The organism is Citrobacter sp. Cpo071 (assembly GCF_030332765.1).
GTDB lineage: Bacteria > Pseudomonadota > Gammaproteobacteria > Enterobacterales > Enterobacteriaceae > Citrobacter > Citrobacter portucalensis.
Genome location: NZ_JAOWHE010000085.1, coordinates 982,798 through 1,001,622 on the forward strand (window position 1 = coordinate 982,798; position 18,825 = coordinate 1,001,622).

Here is an 18,825-nt window from a genome sequence, read left to right on the forward strand (position 1 = left end):
ATTCGCAAAATGGGGAGCCGATCACGCGCAACGGTCATTCCTGAACTAAGGTTTTCTCATGGTAAATGCCGCTACTTCGGCACGCCGCTAAGGAGATTAACCGATGATAACGCCAGCAACTCGCCATCCTGGCCTGCTCTCTGTTGCAATAAAACTGACGCTCGCAAGCACCTTTTTTGCCCTTTCCTCTTTTACCGTCAACGCCGAGGACGCACCAGCCGCTACGCCTGCGCCGCCTGATATTCTGCTTGGCCCCCTGTTTAACGATGTACAAACAGCCAAACTGTTTCCTGACCAGAAAACCTTTGCGGACGCGGTGCCAAACAGCGATCCATTAATGATCCTTGCCGATTATCGGATGCAGAAAAACCAGTCCGGATTCGACTTACGCCATTTTGTGCAAGTGAATTTCACCTTGCCGAAAGACGGCGAAAAATACGTGCCCCCGGCCGGGCAATCATTACGCGAACATATCGATGGCCTGTGGCCGGTACTCACCCGTTCGACAACCGACGCTGAAAAATGGGATTCGCTGCTGCCGCTCCCGGAACCGTATGTGGTACCTGGCGGGCGTTTTCGCGAAATATATTATTGGGACAGCTATTTCACCATGCTGGGGCTTGCCGAGAGTAATCACTGGGATAAGGTCTCGGACATGGTGGCAAACTTCGCTTACGAGATTGATTCCTGGGGACACATTCCTAACGGCAACCGGACCTACTACCTGAGCCGTTCGCAACCGCCGTTCTTTGCCTTTATGGTTGAACTGCTGGCGCAGCACGACGGAAATGACGCGCTGAAAAAATACCTCCCGCAGATGCTCAAAGAGTACAGCTACTGGATGGAGGGCGTCGAAACACTCCAGCCCGGTCAGCAAAATAAGCGCGTAGTTAAACTGGACGACGGCACCATTTTGAACCGCTACTGGGATGAGCGCGATTCGCCTCGGCCAGAGTCGTGGGTAGAGGATATCGCCACCGCTAAAAGCAACCCAAACCGCCCGGCCACAGAAATCTACCGCGACCTGCGTTCAGCTGCCGCGTCCGGCTGGGATTTTAGTTCCCGCTGGATGGACAATCCTAATCAGCTGGGCACTCTGCGCACCACCAGCATCGTTCCGGTCGATCTCAATGCGCTGATGTACAAAATGGAAAAAATGATCGCCCTCGCCAGCAAGGCTGCTGGTGATGATGCCAAAGCGGCGCAGTACGATGGCTTCGCTAATGCCCGACAAAAAGGGATCGAGAAGTACCTGTGGAACGACAAAGAAGGCTGGTATGCCGACTACGATCTGAAAAGCCACAAAGTACGCAACCAGCTCACGGCTGCCGCCCTGTTCCCGCTGTATGTCAATGCTGCGGCAAAAGATCGCGCCATTAAAGTCGCCACGGCCACCCAGGCACATCTGCTGCAACCGGGCGGCCTTGCTACCACGTCGGTGAAAAGCGGCCAGCAATGGGATGCCCCCAATGGCTGGGCCCCGCTCCAGTGGGTAGCAGCATCCGGGTTACAGAATTACGGTCAGGATACTGTCGCCATGGACGTGACCTGGCGATTCCTCACCAATGTTCAACACACCTACGATCGCGAGAAAAAGCTGGTTGAGAAGTATGACGTGAGCACCACTGGAACCGGCGGTGGCGGCGGTGAGTATCCGTTGCAGGATGGTTTCGGCTGGACCAACGGCGTAACGCTGAAAATGCTCGACCTGATTTGCGCCAAAGAAAAGCCCTGTGACAACGTACCCGCATCACGACCTACCCCGGCAAGTACAGCGCCAGTCGAGTCTAAAAAACAGACTCAACCGACGCCATAACATCATAGCCCGAGCCGTTTTACTTCCTGAATCCGCGCTTCGTCGCGGATTTTTCTTTCTTATATTTCCCCCTTCCAGCTGTCTCTATGGCCTCTAGCCCTTATGGGGTATCCGGGGTTTTCATCCGTGAGAAATTGATTCTGAACATGTTTTTATTCGCTGTATATGTAAATATATAGCGATTTTGTAACCTTCAGGATACCGATAATGCCACTGACAAGACGGATGTTTGCCCAACTCGTGGCATCTGCACTGCTGCTACGCCATCTTCCCGCGTTTGCTCAAACCTCGCTGACTGTGGCCATTGGAGACTCTCCGAAGCCAGCAACGACCCAACGTGTGGTCAGTGCTGGCGCGCCTGCTGACATGCTGCTGCTGGCCGTCGCACCGGAAAAACTGGTGGGACTTTCCTCCTTTGATTTCTCTCGCCAGACCGCCATCCCGTTTAACGATAACATTCGGACTTTGCCGAAACTCGGCAGGCTGGCGGGGCGCGCCAGCACACTGTCGCTTGAAGCACTCCTGGCGCTTAAACCTGACCTGGTTATTGACTGCGGTAATGCCGATGAAACCTGGCTTTCTCAGGCCAGACAAGTGAGCACACAAACACAGATTCCCTGGCTGCTGATTAACGGCGAATTGCGCCATACCCCAGAACAGCTGCGCGCAGTCGGTGAAGTATTGGGCGTCGTCTCGCGAACCGCAATGCAGGCCGCGCTGGCCCGTCGATTTATCGATGATGCAATAGCTTTCTCGCATTCACCCGCGGCGAATCTGCGTTTTTATGCCGCGCGCGGTGCCAGAGGACTGGAGACTGGTTTACAAGGTTCTCTGCATACCGAAGCAGCAGAACTACTGGGGTTGCACAATGTGGCGCACATCCCCGGACGACAGGGGCTCACACAGGTCTCAATGGAAAATCTGCTCAGCTGGCAGCCGGATATTATCCTGGTGCAGGATGCGGTGACAGCGCAGTTCCTACGAGAAGATCCGGTCTGGCAAGGAGTCAAAGCGGTTGCTGACCGGCGCATTCTGTTTCTCAGCGGTCTGCCGTTTGGCTGGCTGGATGCACCTCCTGGCATCAACCGTTTACTGGGGTTACGCCGCCTTCATGCCTGGCTTGATCCACAGGTTGAAGCGAGCTTTAAAACCGATATGCAGAACTACAGTGAATTGTTCTGGCACACCACGCTAAGCGACGCACAGTATCAAAGGTTGGTGGCAGTCTGATGAAAACATCAACCCTCGGTTTTCTGATGATTGCTGCGGTGGTGCTTTGCGCGAGCGTCGCCGCGGTATCAGGCGCGTATCGCCTGGATGCACAACAGGTTTTGAATCTCGTGGCCGGTGCAGATGGCGTTCCAATGCAGGACAAAATCGTCTTCTGGCAAATCCGCCTGCCACGCATACTGGCTGCATTGCTGCTCGGCGCGGCGCTGGCGGGCGCAGGAACCACCTATCAGGGCATGTTCCGCAACCCGCTGGTCTCGCCGGATATTCTCGGCGTGGCGGCGGGTGCGGGTTTAGGTGCCTGTTTAGCAATCCTGTTAGGTTTACCGATCCTGTTCATTCAGCTGTATGCGTTCATGGGCGGTTTATTCGTGGTCGCCGGTGTCTGGTTGATTACCCGGCGAGTCAAGCGTCACGACCCGGTGTTAACGCTGGTGCTGGTCGGGATTGCGCTGGGCACGGTATGCGGCGCGGGAATTTCACTCATCAAAACGCTGGCCGACCCGTATACCCAACTCCCCTCTATCACTTTCTGGCTGCTTGGCGGTTTATCGACGATCACGCCGCACGATCTGTGGTTCTCGGCACCGCTGATCTTCGCAGGACTGGTCCCGCTATTGCTGCTGCGCTGGCGCATGAACCTGCTCACCCTGTCGGATGATGAAGCACGATCGCTTGGGATCAACGTCTCCCGATTGCGACTGGGACTGATCGTCTGCGCAACGTTAATCACCGCCTGTACCGTTGCCATCGCGGGCATTATCGGCTGGATTGGGCTGGTTGTACCGCACATCGGCAGACTCCTCAGTGGCAATAACCACCAGCAGTTGCTGCCAGTTTCCATGGGGATCGGCGCCATTTTGCTGCTGCTCACCGATACTCTTGCCCGCACGCTGAGCAGCACAGAAATCCCGCTGGGGATCCTGACGGCATTTATTGGCGCACCGTTCTTTTTGCTGCTTTTGCTACGGGGAAATCGCCCATGACGCTTCTGACCGTTCGCCATGCGTCGTTGGGATACCACAGTCACCAGCCCGTGTTACGCGATGTCTCATTTCAGGTTTCGCCCGGCTCCGTCTGTTGTCTGATTGGGGCCAACGGCAGTGGAAAAACCACCCTGATGCGCACCATTCTCGGCGTTCTTTCGCCGCTTCACGGTGACATTCTGCTTGATGGCGTCGCTATAAATCATCTCAGCGATCGGCAACGCGCCGCCGCTATCGCCTGGGTTCCTCAGGCACATGACGGCGCGTTTGCCTTCACTGCGCTGGACATGGTGATGATGGGGCTGGCCCCGCAACTGGCGGCATTTGCGGTTCCCGGCGCAAAAGAGCGCGAAATTGCCCATCAACAGCTGGCGATGCTGAGAATCTCTCACCTGGCGCCCCGGCGCTGGAACACTCTGAGCGGCGGAGAGCGGCAACTGGTGTTAATTGCCCGCGCGCTGGCGCAGCGTCCACGCCTTTTGTTGCTGGATGAACCCGCTTCCAGTCTGGATTTTGGGCATCAGATCCGTCTGCTCGATACGCTGGTGACGCTGAAAAATTCAGGTATGGCCCTGCTAATGTCGACGCATCATCCGTTGCACGCCCGGGCAATCGCCGACAGCGTGGTACGCGTTGAACCGAACGGTGCAGTGTCGCAGGGGCTTCCTGAACAGCAGCTCGCCACCGATCGTCTGGCAGCGCTGTATCGCGTTACACCGTCACAAATCACTCACCATCTCTTTGGCACACACAACTAAGGAATAATAATGCTCATTGACGACATTGATTTTGCCGATCTTTACCGTAAACAGTTACAGCTGGCGAACAGAACCGAGAAAAAGCCGGAGCACTGGGATAAACGTGCGGAAAAAATGGCGGAAAATTGCGCCTCATTAACCGACAGCTATCTGCTGCAACTGCTGGGGAAAATCGACCTGAAAGGGGCGGAGTCGCTGTTTGACATGGGTTGCGGTCCCGGTACCGTCTCGCTGGCGCTGGCTAAAAAGATGCCAATAATTTACGGCGTAGATTACAGCCAGGGCATGCTTAGCGTAGCTGCCCGCCGCGCTGCGCAAATGAACGCCCGTCACGTGCAGTGGGTGCAGCGGGCCTGGGAGGAACACTGGGATGATTTACCCCAGTGCGATATCGCCGTCGCCTCGCGCTCTACGCTGGTTGCCGATATGCGCCAGGCGATGACCAAACTGAATAATCAGGCCCGACTGCGGGTTTACACCACTCATCTCGTCAGTTCATCTTTCGTTTCCCCCACCATTCAGCGTGCACTGGGCCGCGAAGTGATTGAACTTCCCAACTATATCTATGCGCTTAATGTCCTGTATCAGATGGGGATCCACGCGCATGTTGATTTTATCCGCGGACCCAACTGCCAGCAGGACAACAGCACCTGGACGCGTTTTCTGGAAAACGTGCGCTGGAGTATGGGTGAACTGAGCGCCGACGAGGTCGAACGTCTGGAAACCTGGTATCAACAGCAGGATCCACGCACGATTGCCCCCGCCAGCCGTGACTGGGCACTTATCTGGTGGGACAGCGTGCCGCGGGAGGCGCTGCGATGATCTACTTTTCGCAGGCGCAAACCGACGCGCTGCTGCTGGAAGATATTCAGGGCGGCGATCTGACTACCCGCGCGTTGGGGATCGGCGCACAGCCGGGCGTTATGGCGTTTTACCATCGCCAGGGCGGATGCGTTAGTGGCACCGCCGTTGCCAGACAAATGCTCACCTCATTAGGGCTGACCGTCAGCGACATGGTGGCCGATGGTGAACAGGTAAGTGCAGGACAGCGATTGATTTGCGCACATGGGAATGCGGCGGCGCTGCACCAGGGCTGGAAAGCGGTACAAAATGTCCTGGAATGGAGCTGCGGGGTTTCGGGCTATCTTGAGATCATGTTGAGCCAACTGCGCCAACGCTATCCTGATGGGCAGATTGCCTGTACCCGCAAAGCCATTCCTGGCACGCGTTTGTTGGCGACTCAGGCAATACTCGCCGCGGGAGGCATTATCCATCGCGGAGGATGCGCCGAAACGGTACTGCTGTTTGCTAATCACCGCCATTTTCTTACCAATCCAAACGACTGGTCAGGTGCGATTGCGCGCTTACGCAGCCATGCGCCAGAAAAAAAGATCGTGGTTGAAGCAGATACGCCAGATGAAGCATTAGCCGCGCTACGCGCCGCGCCCGATGTCCTGCAACTCGACAAATTTACCCCTAAGCAAGCAACAGATATTGTCCGCCAGGCCCCTTCTCTGGCCCCCCATTGCACGCTGGCGCTGACTGGCGGCATTACCCTCGCCTCGCTGGCGAGTTATCTCGACTGTGGCATCAGACTTTTCATCACTTCCGCGCCTTACTACGCTCCGCCCGCGGATATCAAAGTTAGCCTGAGCCCGGACGCACGTGGCATATAACATTAATAAATGGACTAAAAATAATGAATTTCAACAAAAGTTGTCTTTACACAGCCCTGTCGTTTGCTTTCGCGCACAGTGCTTTTGCTGGGCAGGAAAGCGAAACCATGACCGTCTGGTCAAGTCCGGCCTCCGCCGCAACCACTACGGTTCTCGGCCAGGAAACGATGCAGCAACTGGATAAGCAAAACGTGGCGCAGGCACTGAGCGTTGTCCCCGGCGTCGTGCTGCAAAAGTCAGGCAACCGCAATGAACAGCAGGTGAAAGTCCGCGGTTTTGACAGCCGTCAGGTTCCCGTCTATTTTGACGGCGTGCCGGTATACATCCCCTATGATGGCAACCTCGATTTAGGCCGTTTTCTGACCTCCGATATCGCTTCGGTTGAAGTCTCCAAAGGCTACTCGTCGCTGTTACAAGGGCCGAACCAGATGGGCGGCGCCATCAATATCACCACCCAAAAGCCCACCAAACCGATTGAAGGCAGCATTGGCTATCGCCAGGGCTGGAGTCGTAGCAAAGACAATGCCCACGATATGCACGCTTCATTTGGCGCCAGCAACGATCTCGGCTACATCCAGCTCAGCGGCAGTCAGTTGAAGCAGGATTTCCTTGGCTTACCGCACGGCGTGGACAACCCTATTGCGGGCAGCAACGGCAAGATGATTAACTCCTCCGCTGATGACAAACGCGGCATCGTGAAGCTGGGCTTTACCCCACGTGGAAATGACGAATATGTGCTGACCTATATTAATCAGGACGGTGAAAAAGATAACCCGCCGTACGCTGGAACCAGCAGTCAGAAATCACGCTACTGGCAATGGCCACAGTACGATAAAGAGAGCTATTACTATCAGGGCACCACCCATCTGGGCGATCGTTTCACCCTGAAAAGCCGTCTGTATCGCGATACCTTTGAAAATACGCTGATGATGTACAACTCACTTGCCGATCTGAAAAACAAGAAAGGCAACTACAGTCATTATTCAGACTATAGCGATGGCGCTGGTCTACAGCTCGCTGCGGATATGCGTGAAAACGACTTGCTCTCTTTCGCCGTGAACTGGAAAGATGATGTTCACCGCGAGAAAGGCGCTCCGAATGCGGCTTACGATCGCTACGAAGACCGCACCTGGTCCGTTGCCAGCGAATACCAGTGGGCAGCGGCGGATAACGTCGATGTCGTGGCGGGAATAAGCTATGACTGGCGCGACAGTCTGGAAGGCATGAAGCACGAGAAAAATGGCAGCGTCACCCACTATGATGACAACAATCAGTCAGCTTTCAACTGGCAGATGATGACCAAATATCACTTTGAAAATTCAGACACATTAGCGCTGTCCTACTCTGACAGAACACGTTTCCCGACGTTGAAAGAGCGCTACACCACCTCGAAACCGGCCTATAACCAGGTGGCGCTGGTCAATCCGCAGCTTAAACCGGAACGCGCCCGCAGCGTGGATCTGACCTGGAATGGTTCACTTGGCAAAGACTGGGGATTCGAAGCCAGCGTCTATTACAACCGCATCAGCGATGCCATTCTTTCACACAATATTGATGCCGATACCATCCAGAATCAGAACAGCGGCCGGGTGGATTACACCGGTCTGGATGCAGGCGTTAAAGGTAAAGTCTTTGATATGCTGGATGTTGGGCTGAGCTATGGCCTGATTCATGCGGACGTCAAACGCAGCGACATCGGCAAAATAACCGATTTGCCGACGCAAACCCTCACCGCATGGATGACGCTGAAACCGTGGGATCCGCTGAGCATTACGCTGTCTGAAGAGGCCCGCTCATCGAGCTATAGCAATAGCGACGGCTCGCAGAAAGCCGCAGGTTTCGCCATTACCCATTTACGCGCAGACTACGCCATCGGTCACGGGTTCAGCGTCAACGCTTCGGTCAATAACCTGTTCGATACACGATACGTGTACAGCGAAGGATTTATCGAAGAAGGCCGTAATTACTGGGCTGGGATTGAGTATCAGTTCTGATTTAACGATGCAAAGAAACGGCCCCACTCGGAGTAATGCTCTTCAGTTAACGCCTTAGTTTCAGAAAGTATCGCCGGTGTGGGTAGAAGTTTTGAATATGCACTCTCAGAAAAAGGGTTCCGTTTACCTCATGTTCATAGTTTCTCTGAAACGCCGATTCCTGTGAACGTGTAAAGGGCGTTCTTCGCCACGCCCTTTACAATCCCGCCGGGAGCCTGGGTTGCAAGGGAGGCGGCGGCAAGCCTCCCTTGCACGTTCACGGGTATCTGCGCTTCAGAGAAATGACACCGTTGAGGTGAACGGAACCCTGAACAAGAATCACATGTTCACCTTACATGCTTAACTGAACGGCATTACCGCACAGGGGCCGTTCGATTAATCTCGTCGTACAAGCCGGAAGACACCCAGCACAACAATCGCGCCGACCACGGCCACCAGGAAGCTATGGAGATTAAATCCGCTGACATCGCCGCCAATACCAAACATCGTTGCCAGCCATCCACCGACCACAGCACCGACGACACCCAGAATACAGGTCAGGATAAATCCCCCGCCATCGCGCCCCGGCATAATCAGTTTGGCGATAACCCCCGCAATCAGACCAAAAATAATCCAGGCAATAATTCCCATTTTCAGGCCCTCTTTCCAGTGAACGCACGCGCAAGACATTCCTGCGCCAGCACTTAAAGTATAGGCAAGCCATCGCGACATGCTTTTATCACTCAGACTTAATTCATTGGGTTTGGTAAAAAATTTCATCCATTTGTATTAAGTTCCGTAGATTAATGCCGATAACCCAACGACAAACCAGGCATCCAGGAGTCATTAGGTGTGAGTAACTACAATGAGCAGTTCCTGAAGCAAAATCCGTTAGCGGTGTTAGGTGTACTTCGGGACTTGAAGTCGCAGCAGGTTCCACTGCGTATCTCCTGGTCAGGCGGCCAGTTCATCAGCAAAATTCTGACCGTCAGTCCCGATGAACTGATCATGGATTTTGGCAGCCAGGAATATGAAAACCAGGCCGTACAGCGGGCCAGCCAGATCTCAATTATCGCCGAAACGCAGGGAGCCAAAGTAGAATTCACCCTGCCACAGCTGAAAAAAGGCGAGTATCAGCAACTGCCGGCCTTTATTTCATCCTTGCCGCCTTCTCTGTGGTTTGTGCAGCGTCGGGAATATTTCCGCATCGGCGCTCCGCTGCATCCTCCCTATCGCTGCACGGCAAAAATGCCAGACAACAGCATTCTGCATTTTCGCTTATTCGATCTGTCTCTCGGTGGCATGGGCGGGCTGTTAGAAGTGGCAAAACCAGAGGGGTTGGCAGAAGGTATGCGCTTCTCGCAGGTTGAACTAAATATGGAGCAATGGGGGGTGTATCACGTTGACGCCCAGCTTATTTCCATTAGTGAGCGCAAGGTTATCGATGGGAAAAACGAAACGATTACCACTCCCCGCCTGAGCTTTCGTTTTCTCAACGTCGGCCCGGCGGTGGAGCGGAACTTACAGCGGATTATTTTTTCCCTTGAACGCGAGGCCCGGGAAAAATCGAATAAGGTGCGCGAGTAAACTCACACGAACTACATCACATCCAGCGCTTGTTGAAGCTTCCAGATATAGCGCGGGGCCTGCGGCGCCGGATGATTGTCCGCAACATGTTCAATAAATTCATCCGGGCTGAGGTCGTTGATTTTATTGATCGCTTTTTTCCTGTCGGATGAGAACGTGCGTAACAGTGCGCCCGCACCGTTGGCGTACGATACTACCAGCGCGTACTGCATCACCTGCGGATCTTCAATCCCGGCCAGCGGTCCGGTTTCGAGAATACTCAGGTATGCGGCCCCCATCGAGATATTGCGCTCGGGGTTTTTCAACTCACTGGTCGACGGCTCTCCGCTCCAGCCCATGCGGCGATAAACATCGCGTCCTGAAGTTGAGGCTTTCAACTGCATCAGACCAATCGCATTGGACTTACTGACCGCATTCGGATTTCCGCCTGATTCAATGGCGATAATAGCGGTAATCAATTGTGGACTGACACCCCAGGCCGCACCGGCTTTTTCACTGATCGGCATCCATTGCATTGCGCGTTTAACCGGAACTTCAGCATTCCACGGCGGGTTTTTGTAATCCTGTTTTGAACTACAGCCCGCAAGTAATACAACCAAAAAAGCAAACCATCTCAATTTCACGTCATCTATCCTTATAGCCGGAACCTGTCGCTGAGGTGACAACGACATACCTACGCGGCATGATATACATTTGGTTTTAGTTGTAGCAAGGAAATGCCATGTCCCGGTTTCACTTAATTGCCCCATCGGGCTACTGTATCAATCAGCAGGCTGCCTTACGTGGGCTTGCGCGTCTTACTGAGGCCGGTCATCAGGTCGACAATTCAGCGGTCATTGCACGCCGCTGCCAGCGTTTTGCGGGGACAGAGGCAGAAAGGCTTGCTGATGTGAACTCGCTCGTTAATCTGAAAACCCCCGATACCATTGTGATGGCGGTACGCGGCGGCTATGGCGCGAGCCGTTTACTGGAAGAAATTGACTGGCAGGGGCTGGCAGCCCGCCAGCAACAAGATCCGCTGCTGCTGTGCGGACACAGCGATTTTACGGCGATCCAGTGTGGTCTGCTGGCACAGGGGAATGTGATTAGCTTCAGCGGCCCGATGCTGGCGGCGAACTTCGGCGCCGAAGAAATGAACGCATTCACCGAGCACCATTTCTGGCAGGCTTTGCGTAATGCCCAATTTACCCTCGAATGGCAGGGTGAGGGTCCGCAGTGCGCAACTGAAGGTACACTGTGGGGCGGAAATCTGGCGATGATCATTTCGCTGATGGGTACACCGTGGATGCCGGCTATCAAAAACGGCATTTTGGTGCTGGAAGACATTAACGAGCATCCATTCCGTGTCGAGCGTATGCTGCTGCAGCTGTACCACGCCGGAATACTGGCCCAGCAAAACGCCATTATTCTTGGCAGTTTTAGCGGTAGCGCACCCAATGATTACGATGCCGGTTACAATCTTGATTCAGTTTGTGATTTTCTGCGCGCCAGATTATCAGTACCGTTGATCTGCGGCCTCGATTTTGGCCATGAACAACGCACTGTCACCTTGCCTTTGGGAGCCAATGCGGTGCTGAAAAATGATAAAAACGGCACTCAGCTCACCTTAAGTGGGCATCCGGTACTAAAATCGTAAAAAAAGCGGCTAATAGGGCTAAGTAAAACGCTGTTTCTGTCGTTATTATGGTAGGGTTTATTAATACGAAACAGCGTAATTCAGGAGTAACCGAACGTTGGATGCCGCAGCAATTATTAGCCTTTTTATTTTGGGTTCCGTTCTCGTCACCTGCAGTATCTTACTCAGTTCATTCTCATCACGTCTCGGTATCCCAATTCTGGTGATATTTCTCGCTATCGGTATGTTAGCGGGCGTGGATGGTATAGGCGGCATACCTTTCGATAACTATCCATTCGCCTACATGGTGAGTAACCTGGCACTGGCGGTTATCCTGCTCGACGGCGGGATGCGCACCCAGGCCAGCTCTTTTCGCGTTGCGTTAGGCCCGGCGCTATCGTTGGCGACGGTCGGTGTGCTGATTACTTCCGGACTCACCGGCATGATGGCCGCGTGGCTGTTTCATCTGGATCTTATCGAAGGACTCCTGATTGGCGCGATTGTTGGTTCAACCGACGCCGCGGCGGTCTTTTCCCTGCTTGGCGGTAAGGGGCTTAACGAACGCGTTGGCTCTACGCTGGAAATTGAATCCGGCAGTAATGACCCGATGGCCGTGTTTTTGACCATCACGCTCATCGCCATGATCCAAAACCACGAGACCGGTTTAAGCTGGATGTTCGCGGTGCACATTATCCAGCAGTTTGGCTTAGGCATCATTATCGGTCTTGGCGGTGGATATATGCTCCAGCAGATGATTAACCGCATTTCGCTGCCTGCCGGACTGTATCCGCTATTGGCGTTAAGCGGTGGGATCCTGATTTTTGCCCTGACCACTGCGCTGGAAGGCAGCGGTATTCTGGCGGTTTATCTGTGTGGCTTCCTGCTGGGTAATCGCCCTATTCGCAACCGGTTTGGCATTCTGCAAAACTTCGACGGTCTGGCCTGGCTGGCGCAAATCGCCATGTTCCTGGTGCTCGGACTGCTGGTTACGCCATCCGACCTGCTGCCTATCGCAATCCCGGCACTGATTTTGTCTGCGTGGATGATATTCATTGCCCGCCCGCTTTCGGTCTTCGCGGGACTGCTGCCGTTTCGTGGCTTTAATCTGCGCGAGCGCATTTTCATCAGTTGGGTGGGTCTGCGCGGTGCGGTACCCATCATCCTCGCCGTCTTCCCAATGATGGCGGGTCTGGAGAACGCGCGCCTGTTCTTTAACGTCGCCTTCTTCGTGGTACTTATCTCGTTGCTGTTTCAGGGAACGTCGCTTTCATGGGCTGCTAAAAAAGCCAAAGTGGTGGTCCCTCCCGTCGGCTGGCCCGTGTCGCGCATTGGTCTGGATATTCATCCGGATAACCCGTGGGAGCAGTTTGTTTATCAGCTCAGCGCGGATAAGTGGTGTGTGGGCGCCGCACTGCGCGACCTGCATATGCCGGAAGAAACGCGAATAGCCGCCCTGTTTCGTGACAACGTGCTGTTTCACCCCTCCGGCAGCACACGTCTGCGCGAAGGCGACGTATTGTGTGTTATTGGCCGCGAGCGCGATCTCCCGGCTCTTGGCAAGCTGTTCAGCCAGTCGCCACCTGTGTCGTTAGACCAGCGCTTCTTCGGTGATTTTATTCTTGAAGCCAGCGCAAAATATGCCGATGTGGCGCTGATTTATGGCCTGGAAGATGGCACCGAGTATCGTGATAAGCAGCAAACGTTGGGCGAAATTGTCCAGCATCTGCTTGGTGCCGCGCCGGTCGTCGGTGACCAGGTGGAATTCGCTGGCATGATCTGGACCGTAGCCGAGAAGGAAGATAATGCGGTGCTGAAGGTCGGTGTTCGCGTTGCTGAAGATGAGGATGAGTAAAGCGGATGTTTTGCCGGGTGGCGGCTGCGCCTTACCCGGCCTACAAAATGCACTAAATAAAGTTACACCGTCACAACTGGCACGCGCAGCGCCAGAGAACACATTAACTCGTAGCCTACTGTACCTGCGGCGGTGGCCACATCGTCAATTTTAATCTCTTTGCCCCACAGCTCTACCGGCGTCCCGATCCCTGCCTGCGGGCACGGTGTCAGATCTACCGCCAACATATCCATTGAGACTGTCCCCACCGTCCCGGTACGTACACCATCCACCAGCACAGGCGTTCCGCTTGGCGCATGGCGTGGATAACCGTCTGCATAGCCGGTCGCTACAATGCCAATGCGCTGCTCGCCGCTGGCAGTGTAACGTCCACCGTAGCCCACCCGATCGCCAGCTTTCAGCGTTTGTATGCCGATTATCTCGCTGCTCAAAGTCATCACTGGCTTCAGGCCGGTGTTAGCGATGTCTCGCCATTGTCCCGAAGGCGATGCGCCATACAAAATAATGCCCGGACGAACCCAGTCATAATGCGCTTCAGGGTGCCACAGCGTGGCGGCCGAATTCGACAGCGATCGTCTGCACTCCAGCCCTTCAGTTGCCTGCGCAATACGCGCCATAGCTTCCTGAATACCTTCCGGGTGCTCTGCATCGGCAAAATGCGACATCAGCGTCATTTCACCGACGTTGGGCATCGCCCGCAGCTGTTGCCAGACCGTGGGAACTCTTTCCGGTAAAAACCCAAGCCGGTTCATACCACTGTTCACCTTCAGGTAAACATCGAGCGGCGCCTTCAGGCGCGCATTCTGCAATGCTTTTAGCTGCCAGTTACTGTGTACACAGGTGGTTAGTCGATAATTGTCATATACAGTCAGGTCTTCAGCGTGGAAAAAACCCTCCAGCATGAGTATCGGGCCTTTCCATCCACGCTCGCGTAGGGTTATCGCCTCTTCAAGATTGAGCATGGCAAAACCATCGGTTGTGCCCAACGCATTCCAGACGCGTTCAATACCGTGTCCATACGCATTGGCTTTTACCACCGACCAGACGCGGGCGTCCGGCGCGGCCTGGCGGGTAATGGTCAGATTTTGTTTCAACGCCTGCAGGTCAATGCTGGCCAGTATCGGGCGGGTCATCTCACGTCCTTATCAGTTATGTGCGCCATGTAAATGCCGTGGACGAGAGGGGGTAAACCCCGGACTGTAACGCGCCACGCTCAGATCGTCATAAGGTATGGCTGGCGTGCGGCCAGAAAGGATATCGCTCAGCAGCTGACCGGAGCCGCAGGCCATGGTCCAACCCAGCGTGCCGTGGCCGGTATTGAGCAGCAGATTCTTAAAGCGGGTGCGCCCCACCACCGGCGTTCCGTCCGGCGTCATCGGACGCAGTCCGGTCCAGAAGGTTGCCTGCTCCACATGACCGCCGCGCGGGAAGAGATCGCGTACGACCATTTCCAGCGTTTCACGACGAGGTTGTAGCAGTTCTGTATTAAAGCCGACAATCTCCGCCATACCGCCTACGCGAATACGATTGTCAAAGCGGGTAATAGCGATTTTGTAGGTTTCATCAAGGATAGTAGAAACCGGCGCACCGTCATCTTGCGCCACCGGAATGGTCAACGAATAGCCTTTGAGCGGATAGACCGGGATATCAACGATCCCTTTCAGCATTGCCGTGGAGTACGAACCAAACGCCATCACATAGGCATCGGCTTTAACTATCTCTTCGCCGCACTGGACGCCATAAATCTGCTCACCATCGCTCAGCAGCTTATCGACCGGGGTATTAAAGCGAAACTTAACGCCTGCCTGCTCCGCCATCTGCGCCAGACGCTGGGTAAACAGCTGGCAGTCGCCGGTTTCATCATTCGGTAAGCGCAGACCACCGGTCAGTTTGTGCGCCACTTCTGCCAGTGCGGGTTCGACTTCCGCCAGACGGTTTGCTTCCAGCAGTTGATATGGCACGCCAGCGTCTTCGAGCACGGCGATGTCGCGAGTGGCGTTCTCATACTGTTGGGCAGTACGGAAAAGTTGCAGGGTTCCGCCCTGACGTCCTTCGTACTCGATACCGGTAGAGGCGCGCAGCGCTTTCAGGCAATCACGGCTGTATTCCGCCAGCCGCACCATGCGTCCTTTATTTTCCATATAGTGGCTGGTGTCGCAGTTGCGCAGCATCTGCCACATCCATTTCAACTGGAACTGGGTTCCGTCAAGACGGACGGCCAGCGGAGCGTGGCGCTGAAACATCCACTTAATTGCTTTTAGCGGTACGCCTGGTGCCGCCCATGGTGCTGCATAACCTGGAGAGATTTGCCCCGCGTTCGCCGCACTGGTTTCCAGTGCCGGACCGGGCTCACGATCAATGACGGTGACATCGTGTCCAGCCTGACTTAAGTACCAGGCGCTGGTCACGCCAACGACACCACTTCCCAGTATGACAACTCGCATAGCCACTCCGTTAACAGTAAAAGAACAATCATCTAATTACATCTTGATAACTCAGTTGAAAATATTATTCAACATATGGCTTTTTTATGGTGACTTACCTCACATATAACGGTGATGGCTGGGGACTCTCCGCTTTGGCATCTCCTGCTGTGCGTTATTTTTATCCAGCATAAAATTTTGCGGCCATGCCATTTTTCGACGCCTCGCTAACGTGAAATCGCAAAGAAAAAATTTCTGCCGCAGCACGTTTTTTAACACCATGATCTATGCTTGACATGAGGTACTCCAGACAGAGAGTGCCGCCAACAATGAGGGTGCGCGAATGGCTACGATTGATTCCATGAACAAGGACAGCACACGGTTAAGCGATGGACCCGACTGGACGTTTGATCTGCTGGATGTCTATCTGGCAGAGATAGACCGCGTGGCGAAACTCTACAGACTGGACACCTACCCGCACCAAATCGAGGTGATCACTTCCGAACAGATGATGGACGCTTACTCCAGCGTCGGGATGCCGATCAACTATCCTCACTGGTCGTTTGGTAAAAAGTTTATTGAAACCGAGCGCTTGTATAAGCATGGTCAGCAGGGACTGGCCTATGAGATTGTTATCAACTCCAATCCGTGTATCGCGTATCTGATGGAGGAGAACACCATCACCATGCAGGCGCTGGTGATGGCGCATGCCTGCTACGGACACAACTCCTTCTTCAAAAACAACTACCTGTTCCGAAGCTGGACGGATGCCAGTTCCATTGTCGATTACCTGATCTTCGCGCGAAACTATATAACCCAGTGTGAAGAGCGTTACGGCGTGGATGAAGTCGAAAAGCTGCTCGACTCCTGCCATGCGCTGATGAACTACGGCGTTGACCGTTACAAACGCCCGCAAAAAATCTCCCTACAGGAAGAGAAAGCCCGTCAGAAAAGCCGTGAAGAGTATCTGCAAAGCCAGGTGAATATGTTGTGGCGCACACTGCCGAAGAAAGAGGAAGAGAAAACCGTGGCGGAAGCCCGCCGTTATCCCTCTGAGCCACAGGAGAACCTGCTGTACTTCATGGAGAAGAATGCCCCGCTGCTGGAGTCCTGGCAACGCGAGGTGTTGCGCATTGTACGCAAGGTCAGCCAGTATTTTTATCCGCAGAAACAGACGCAGGTGATGAACGAAGGCTGGGCCACTTTCTGGCATTACACCATCCTGAACCACCTTTATGATGAGGGTAAAGTCACCGAACGGTTTATGCTGGAGTTTCTGCATAGCCATACCAATGTGGTATTTCAGCCGCCCTACAACAGCCCGTGGTATAGCGGGATAAACCCTTATGCCCTGGGGTTTGCCATGTTCCAGGATATCAAACGTATTTGTCAGTCGCCGACCGAGGAGGACAAATACTGGTTCCCGGACATAGCGGGTTCTGACTGGCTGGAAACCCTGCATTTCGCGATGCGCGATTTCAAAGATGAGAGCTTTATCAGCCAGTTCCTGTCACCAAAGGTGATGCGTGATTTCCGTCTGTTCACCGTGCTGGATGACGATCGTCACAACTACCTGGAGATATCTGCGATTCATAATGAGGAAGGATATCGTGAGATCCGCAACAGGTTGTCGTCGCAATACAACCTCAGCAACCTGGAGCCGAATATTCAAATCTGGAACGTCGATCTGCGTGGCGACCGTTCGCTCACCTTACGCTACATTCCGCATAACCGCGCGCCGCTAGATAAAGGACGCAAAGAAGTGCTCAAGCACGTACACCGGCTTTGGGGTTTTGACGTGATGCTGGAGCAACAGAATGAAGATGGCAGCGTGGAGCTGTTGGAGCGTTGCCCGCCAAGGATGAACGGTCTGTAAATCTTATTACCGGAGGCGGTGTAAACACCATATCCGGCCTACGAAGTGCACGTATTGTAGGCCGGATAAGACGCTTTGGCGTCGCCATCCGGCATGGAGCGATTAACGGCCCTGAATAGCTAAGTCGCCCGGCAGGCTCTTCTGCATACGATGCCAAATTTCGCCGCTGTCGTGACCATAGCGGCGCACCGTTTCATACACCTGCTCATGAGCGCCCTGCTCGCAGAGTTCTGACAGTTTACGGTAGAAGCTCAGCGCCAGCGCGCGCGCTTCCGGATTGGCAAAATAATGACGACCAATGCGGGTATATAATCCTTTCATACCGTTGAGGATCAAACCGTAAATCGGATTGCCGGAGGCAAATGCCAGGCCGCGGAAAATGTTATAGTCCAGATCGGCAAATGCGTCAGCGTGGTCGGCCACCTGATTTGCCGTCGCCAAAACCTCCTGTGCTTTATCAGGATGCTGGCGAAACGCAGTGCGAACAAAGATCGTCGAAATATTGGTACGCACGGACAGCAGATTATCAATCAACTGCGGGACACTCTCGTGATCGAGACGCGCCAGCGTTTCAAGAATATTCAGCCCGGAGGTTTCCCAGAAGTTATTCACCTTCGTCGGTTTGCCGTGTTGAATGGTCAACCAGCCATCTCGCGCCAACCGCTGCAATACTTCGCGTAGCGTGGTACGTGTCACCCCAATAAGTTCGGAGAGTTCACGTTCAGCGGGCAAAATAGTGCCAGGTGGGAAGCGGTTATTCCAGATACTTTCAATGATGTACTCTTCCGCGAACCCAGCCGGGCTTTGCGCCTTAATGACCATAGTAAAAATTCCATTACACAGCAAAACATAGTTACACACATCATACCAGATGGGTATCTTAGCTGATAGCTGACGCAATGAAGAAAAAGTGGATCAAGGCTTCATTTTCCAAATAACGCTACAGCACAGCCAACCTTGCCAGTCTCGTGAATAGCTTGCCTGTACTCCCTCCTCCCGCTAAGCTTTGCGGTCAAACATAAAAACATGATTT

General features: G+C 54.0%; 16 protein-coding genes and 1 pseudogene. 11 read left to right on the forward strand and 6 right to left on the reverse strand.

The window, feature by feature from the left end:
- The first annotated feature begins 103 nt into the window (after nt 1-103).
- The 7 genes from OGY09_RS21825 to OGY09_RS21855 all read left to right on the forward strand — a co-directional run bounded on the left by OGY09_RS21825 (nt 104) and on the right by OGY09_RS21855 (nt 8,460).
- Complete coding sequence (locus tag OGY09_RS21825; protein WP_032943733.1) at nt 104-1,816, forward strand: alpha,alpha-trehalase; 1,713 nt, start codon at nt 104-106, stop codon at nt 1,814-1,816.
- A gap of 207 nt (nt 1,817-2,023) precedes the next feature.
- The gene (locus tag OGY09_RS21830; RefSeq protein WP_032943734.1) at nt 2,024-3,046 is read left to right on the forward strand and encodes an ABC transporter substrate-binding protein; all 1,023 of its coding nucleotides are present in this window, start codon (nt 2,024-2,026) and stop codon (nt 3,044-3,046) included.
- Between the two features lie 26 nt (nt 3,047-3,072).
- On the forward strand, nt 3,073-4,032 hold the full coding sequence (locus tag OGY09_RS21835; protein ID WP_395994441.1) for a FecCD family ABC transporter permease: 960 nt from the start codon (nt 3,073-3,075) through the stop codon (nt 4,030-4,032).
- Complete coding sequence (locus OGY09_RS21840) at nt 4,029-4,790, forward strand: ABC transporter ATP-binding protein (RefSeq protein WP_032943736.1); 762 nt, start codon at nt 4,029-4,031, stop codon at nt 4,788-4,790. Before OGY09_RS21835 ends, OGY09_RS21840 begins: the two co-directional genes overlap by 4 nt.
- Before the next feature lie 9 nt (nt 4,791-4,799).
- Nucleotides 4,800-5,612, forward strand: a complete 813-nt coding sequence (locus OGY09_RS21845; protein WP_032943738.1) for a class I SAM-dependent methyltransferase — start codon at nt 4,800-4,802, stop codon at nt 5,610-5,612.
- The gene (modD, locus tag OGY09_RS21850) at nt 5,609-6,466 is read left to right on the forward strand and encodes a ModD protein (RefSeq protein WP_032943740.1); all 858 of its coding nucleotides are present in this window, start codon (nt 5,609-5,611) and stop codon (nt 6,464-6,466) included. The genes OGY09_RS21845 and modD overlap by 4 nt, the downstream gene beginning before the upstream one ends.
- A gap of 23 nt (nt 6,467-6,489) precedes the next feature.
- A complete protein-coding gene (locus OGY09_RS21855) occupies nt 6,490-8,460 on the forward strand; it encodes a TonB-dependent receptor plug domain-containing protein (RefSeq protein ID WP_150388545.1) in 1,971 nt (656 codons plus the stop codon).
- 375 nt (nt 8,461-8,835) lie between these two features.
- On the opposite strand, the gene OGY09_RS21860 is transcribed toward OGY09_RS21855, so the two are convergent.
- A complete protein-coding gene (locus tag OGY09_RS21860; protein WP_003020908.1) occupies nt 8,836-9,090 on the reverse strand; it encodes a GlsB/YeaQ/YmgE family stress response membrane protein in 255 nt (84 codons plus the stop codon).
- Between the two features lie 201 nt (nt 9,091-9,291).
- Between OGY09_RS21860 and ycgR the strand changes: the two genes are divergently transcribed.
- Entirely contained in the window at nt 9,292-10,026 is a 735-nt protein-coding gene (ycgR, locus tag OGY09_RS21865) for a flagellar brake protein YcgR (protein WP_008785008.1), read from the forward strand.
- Between the two features lie 11 nt (nt 10,027-10,037).
- Here ycgR and emtA read toward each other — a convergent pair whose 3' ends face one another.
- Complete coding sequence (gene emtA, locus OGY09_RS21870; protein WP_016153365.1) at nt 10,038-10,649, reverse strand: membrane-bound lytic murein transglycosylase EmtA; 612 nt, start codon at nt 10,647-10,649, stop codon at nt 10,038-10,040.
- Nucleotides 10,650-10,747: 98 nt separating this feature from the next.
- Between emtA and ldcA the strand changes: the two genes are divergently transcribed.
- Complete coding sequence (ldcA, locus tag OGY09_RS21875; protein ID WP_150388544.1) at nt 10,748-11,662, forward strand: muramoyltetrapeptide carboxypeptidase; 915 nt, start codon at nt 10,748-10,750, stop codon at nt 11,660-11,662.
- Nucleotides 11,663-11,759: 97 nt separating this feature from the next.
- Complete coding sequence (locus tag OGY09_RS21880; RefSeq protein ID WP_032943744.1) at nt 11,760-13,493, forward strand: potassium/proton antiporter; 1,734 nt, start codon at nt 11,760-11,762, stop codon at nt 13,491-13,493.
- Here OGY09_RS21880 and OGY09_RS25490 read toward each other — a convergent pair.
- The 3 genes and pseudogenes from OGY09_RS25490 to OGY09_RS21890 form a co-directional block, all read right to left on the reverse strand.
- Nucleotides 13,434-13,595 (reverse strand): annotated as a pseudogene (locus tag OGY09_RS25490) (hypothetical protein); the annotation flags it as partial. The gene OGY09_RS21880 and the pseudogene OGY09_RS25490 sit on opposite strands and share 60 nt — an antisense overlap.
- Entirely contained in the window at nt 13,556-14,626 is a 1,071-nt protein-coding gene (gene dadX / locus OGY09_RS21885) for a catabolic alanine racemase DadX (RefSeq protein ID WP_003833552.1), read from the reverse strand. The pseudogene OGY09_RS25490 and the gene dadX, both read right to left, overlap by 40 nt.
- 12 nt (nt 14,627-14,638) lie before the next feature.
- Complete coding sequence (locus tag OGY09_RS21890) at nt 14,639-15,937, reverse strand: D-amino acid dehydrogenase (protein ID WP_003833553.1); 1,299 nt, start codon at nt 15,935-15,937, stop codon at nt 14,639-14,641.
- Nucleotides 15,938-16,259: 322 nt separating this feature from the next.
- Here OGY09_RS21890 and OGY09_RS21895 point away from each other — a divergent pair, with 322 nt between their 5' ends.
- Complete coding sequence (locus tag OGY09_RS21895; RefSeq protein ID WP_003833557.1) at nt 16,260-17,792, forward strand: SpoVR family protein; 1,533 nt, start codon at nt 16,260-16,262, stop codon at nt 17,790-17,792.
- Nucleotides 17,793-17,894: 102 nt separating this feature from the next.
- Here OGY09_RS21895 and fadR read toward each other — a convergent pair whose 3' ends face one another.
- The gene (fadR, locus tag OGY09_RS21900) at nt 17,895-18,614 is read right to left on the reverse strand and encodes a fatty acid metabolism transcriptional regulator FadR (RefSeq protein ID WP_003833559.1); all 720 of its coding nucleotides are present in this window, start codon (nt 18,612-18,614) and stop codon (nt 17,895-17,897) included.
- Nucleotides 18,615-18,825 lie beyond the last annotated feature (211 nt).

Excerpts from the sequence above, each read along its gene's own strand:
- fadR (WP_003833559.1), bottom strand. The coding sequence starts at position 18,614 with ATGGTCATTAAGGCGCAAAGCCCGGCTGGGTTCGCGGAAGAGTACATC.
- OGY09_RS21895 (WP_003833557.1), top strand. The coding sequence starts at position 16,260 with ATGGCTACGATTGATTCCATGAACAAGGACAGCACACGGTTAAGCGAT.
- modD (WP_032943740.1), top strand. The coding sequence starts at position 5,609 with ATGATCTACTTTTCGCAGGCGCAAACCGACGCGCTGCTGCTGGAAGAT.
- OGY09_RS21860 (WP_003020908.1), bottom strand. The coding sequence starts at position 9,090 with ATGGGAATTATTGCCTGGATTATTTTTGGTCTGATTGCGGGGGTTATC.
- OGY09_RS21840 (WP_032943736.1), top strand. The coding sequence starts at position 4,029 with ATGACGCTTCTGACCGTTCGCCATGCGTCGTTGGGATACCACAGTCAC.
- ldcA (WP_150388544.1), top strand. The coding sequence starts at position 10,748 with ATGTCCCGGTTTCACTTAATTGCCCCATCGGGCTACTGTATCAATCAG.
- OGY09_RS21835 (WP_395994441.1), top strand. The coding sequence starts at position 3,073 with ATGATTGCTGCGGTGGTGCTTTGCGCGAGCGTCGCCGCGGTATCAGGC.
- dadX (WP_003833552.1), bottom strand. The coding sequence starts at position 14,626 with ATGACCCGCCCGATACTGGCCAGCATTGACCTGCAGGCGTTGAAACAA.
- OGY09_RS21855 (WP_150388545.1), top strand. The coding sequence starts at position 6,490 with ATGAATTTCAACAAAAGTTGTCTTTACACAGCCCTGTCGTTTGCTTTC.
- OGY09_RS21825 (WP_032943733.1), top strand. The coding sequence starts at position 104 with ATGATAACGCCAGCAACTCGCCATCCTGGCCTGCTCTCTGTTGCAATA.
- OGY09_RS21890 (WP_003833553.1), bottom strand. The coding sequence starts at position 15,937 with ATGCGAGTTGTCATACTGGGAAGTGGTGTCGTTGGCGTGACCAGCGCC.
- OGY09_RS21845 (WP_032943738.1), top strand. The coding sequence starts at position 4,800 with ATGCTCATTGACGACATTGATTTTGCCGATCTTTACCGTAAACAGTTA.
- OGY09_RS21830 (WP_032943734.1), top strand. The coding sequence starts at position 2,024 with ATGCCACTGACAAGACGGATGTTTGCCCAACTCGTGGCATCTGCACTG.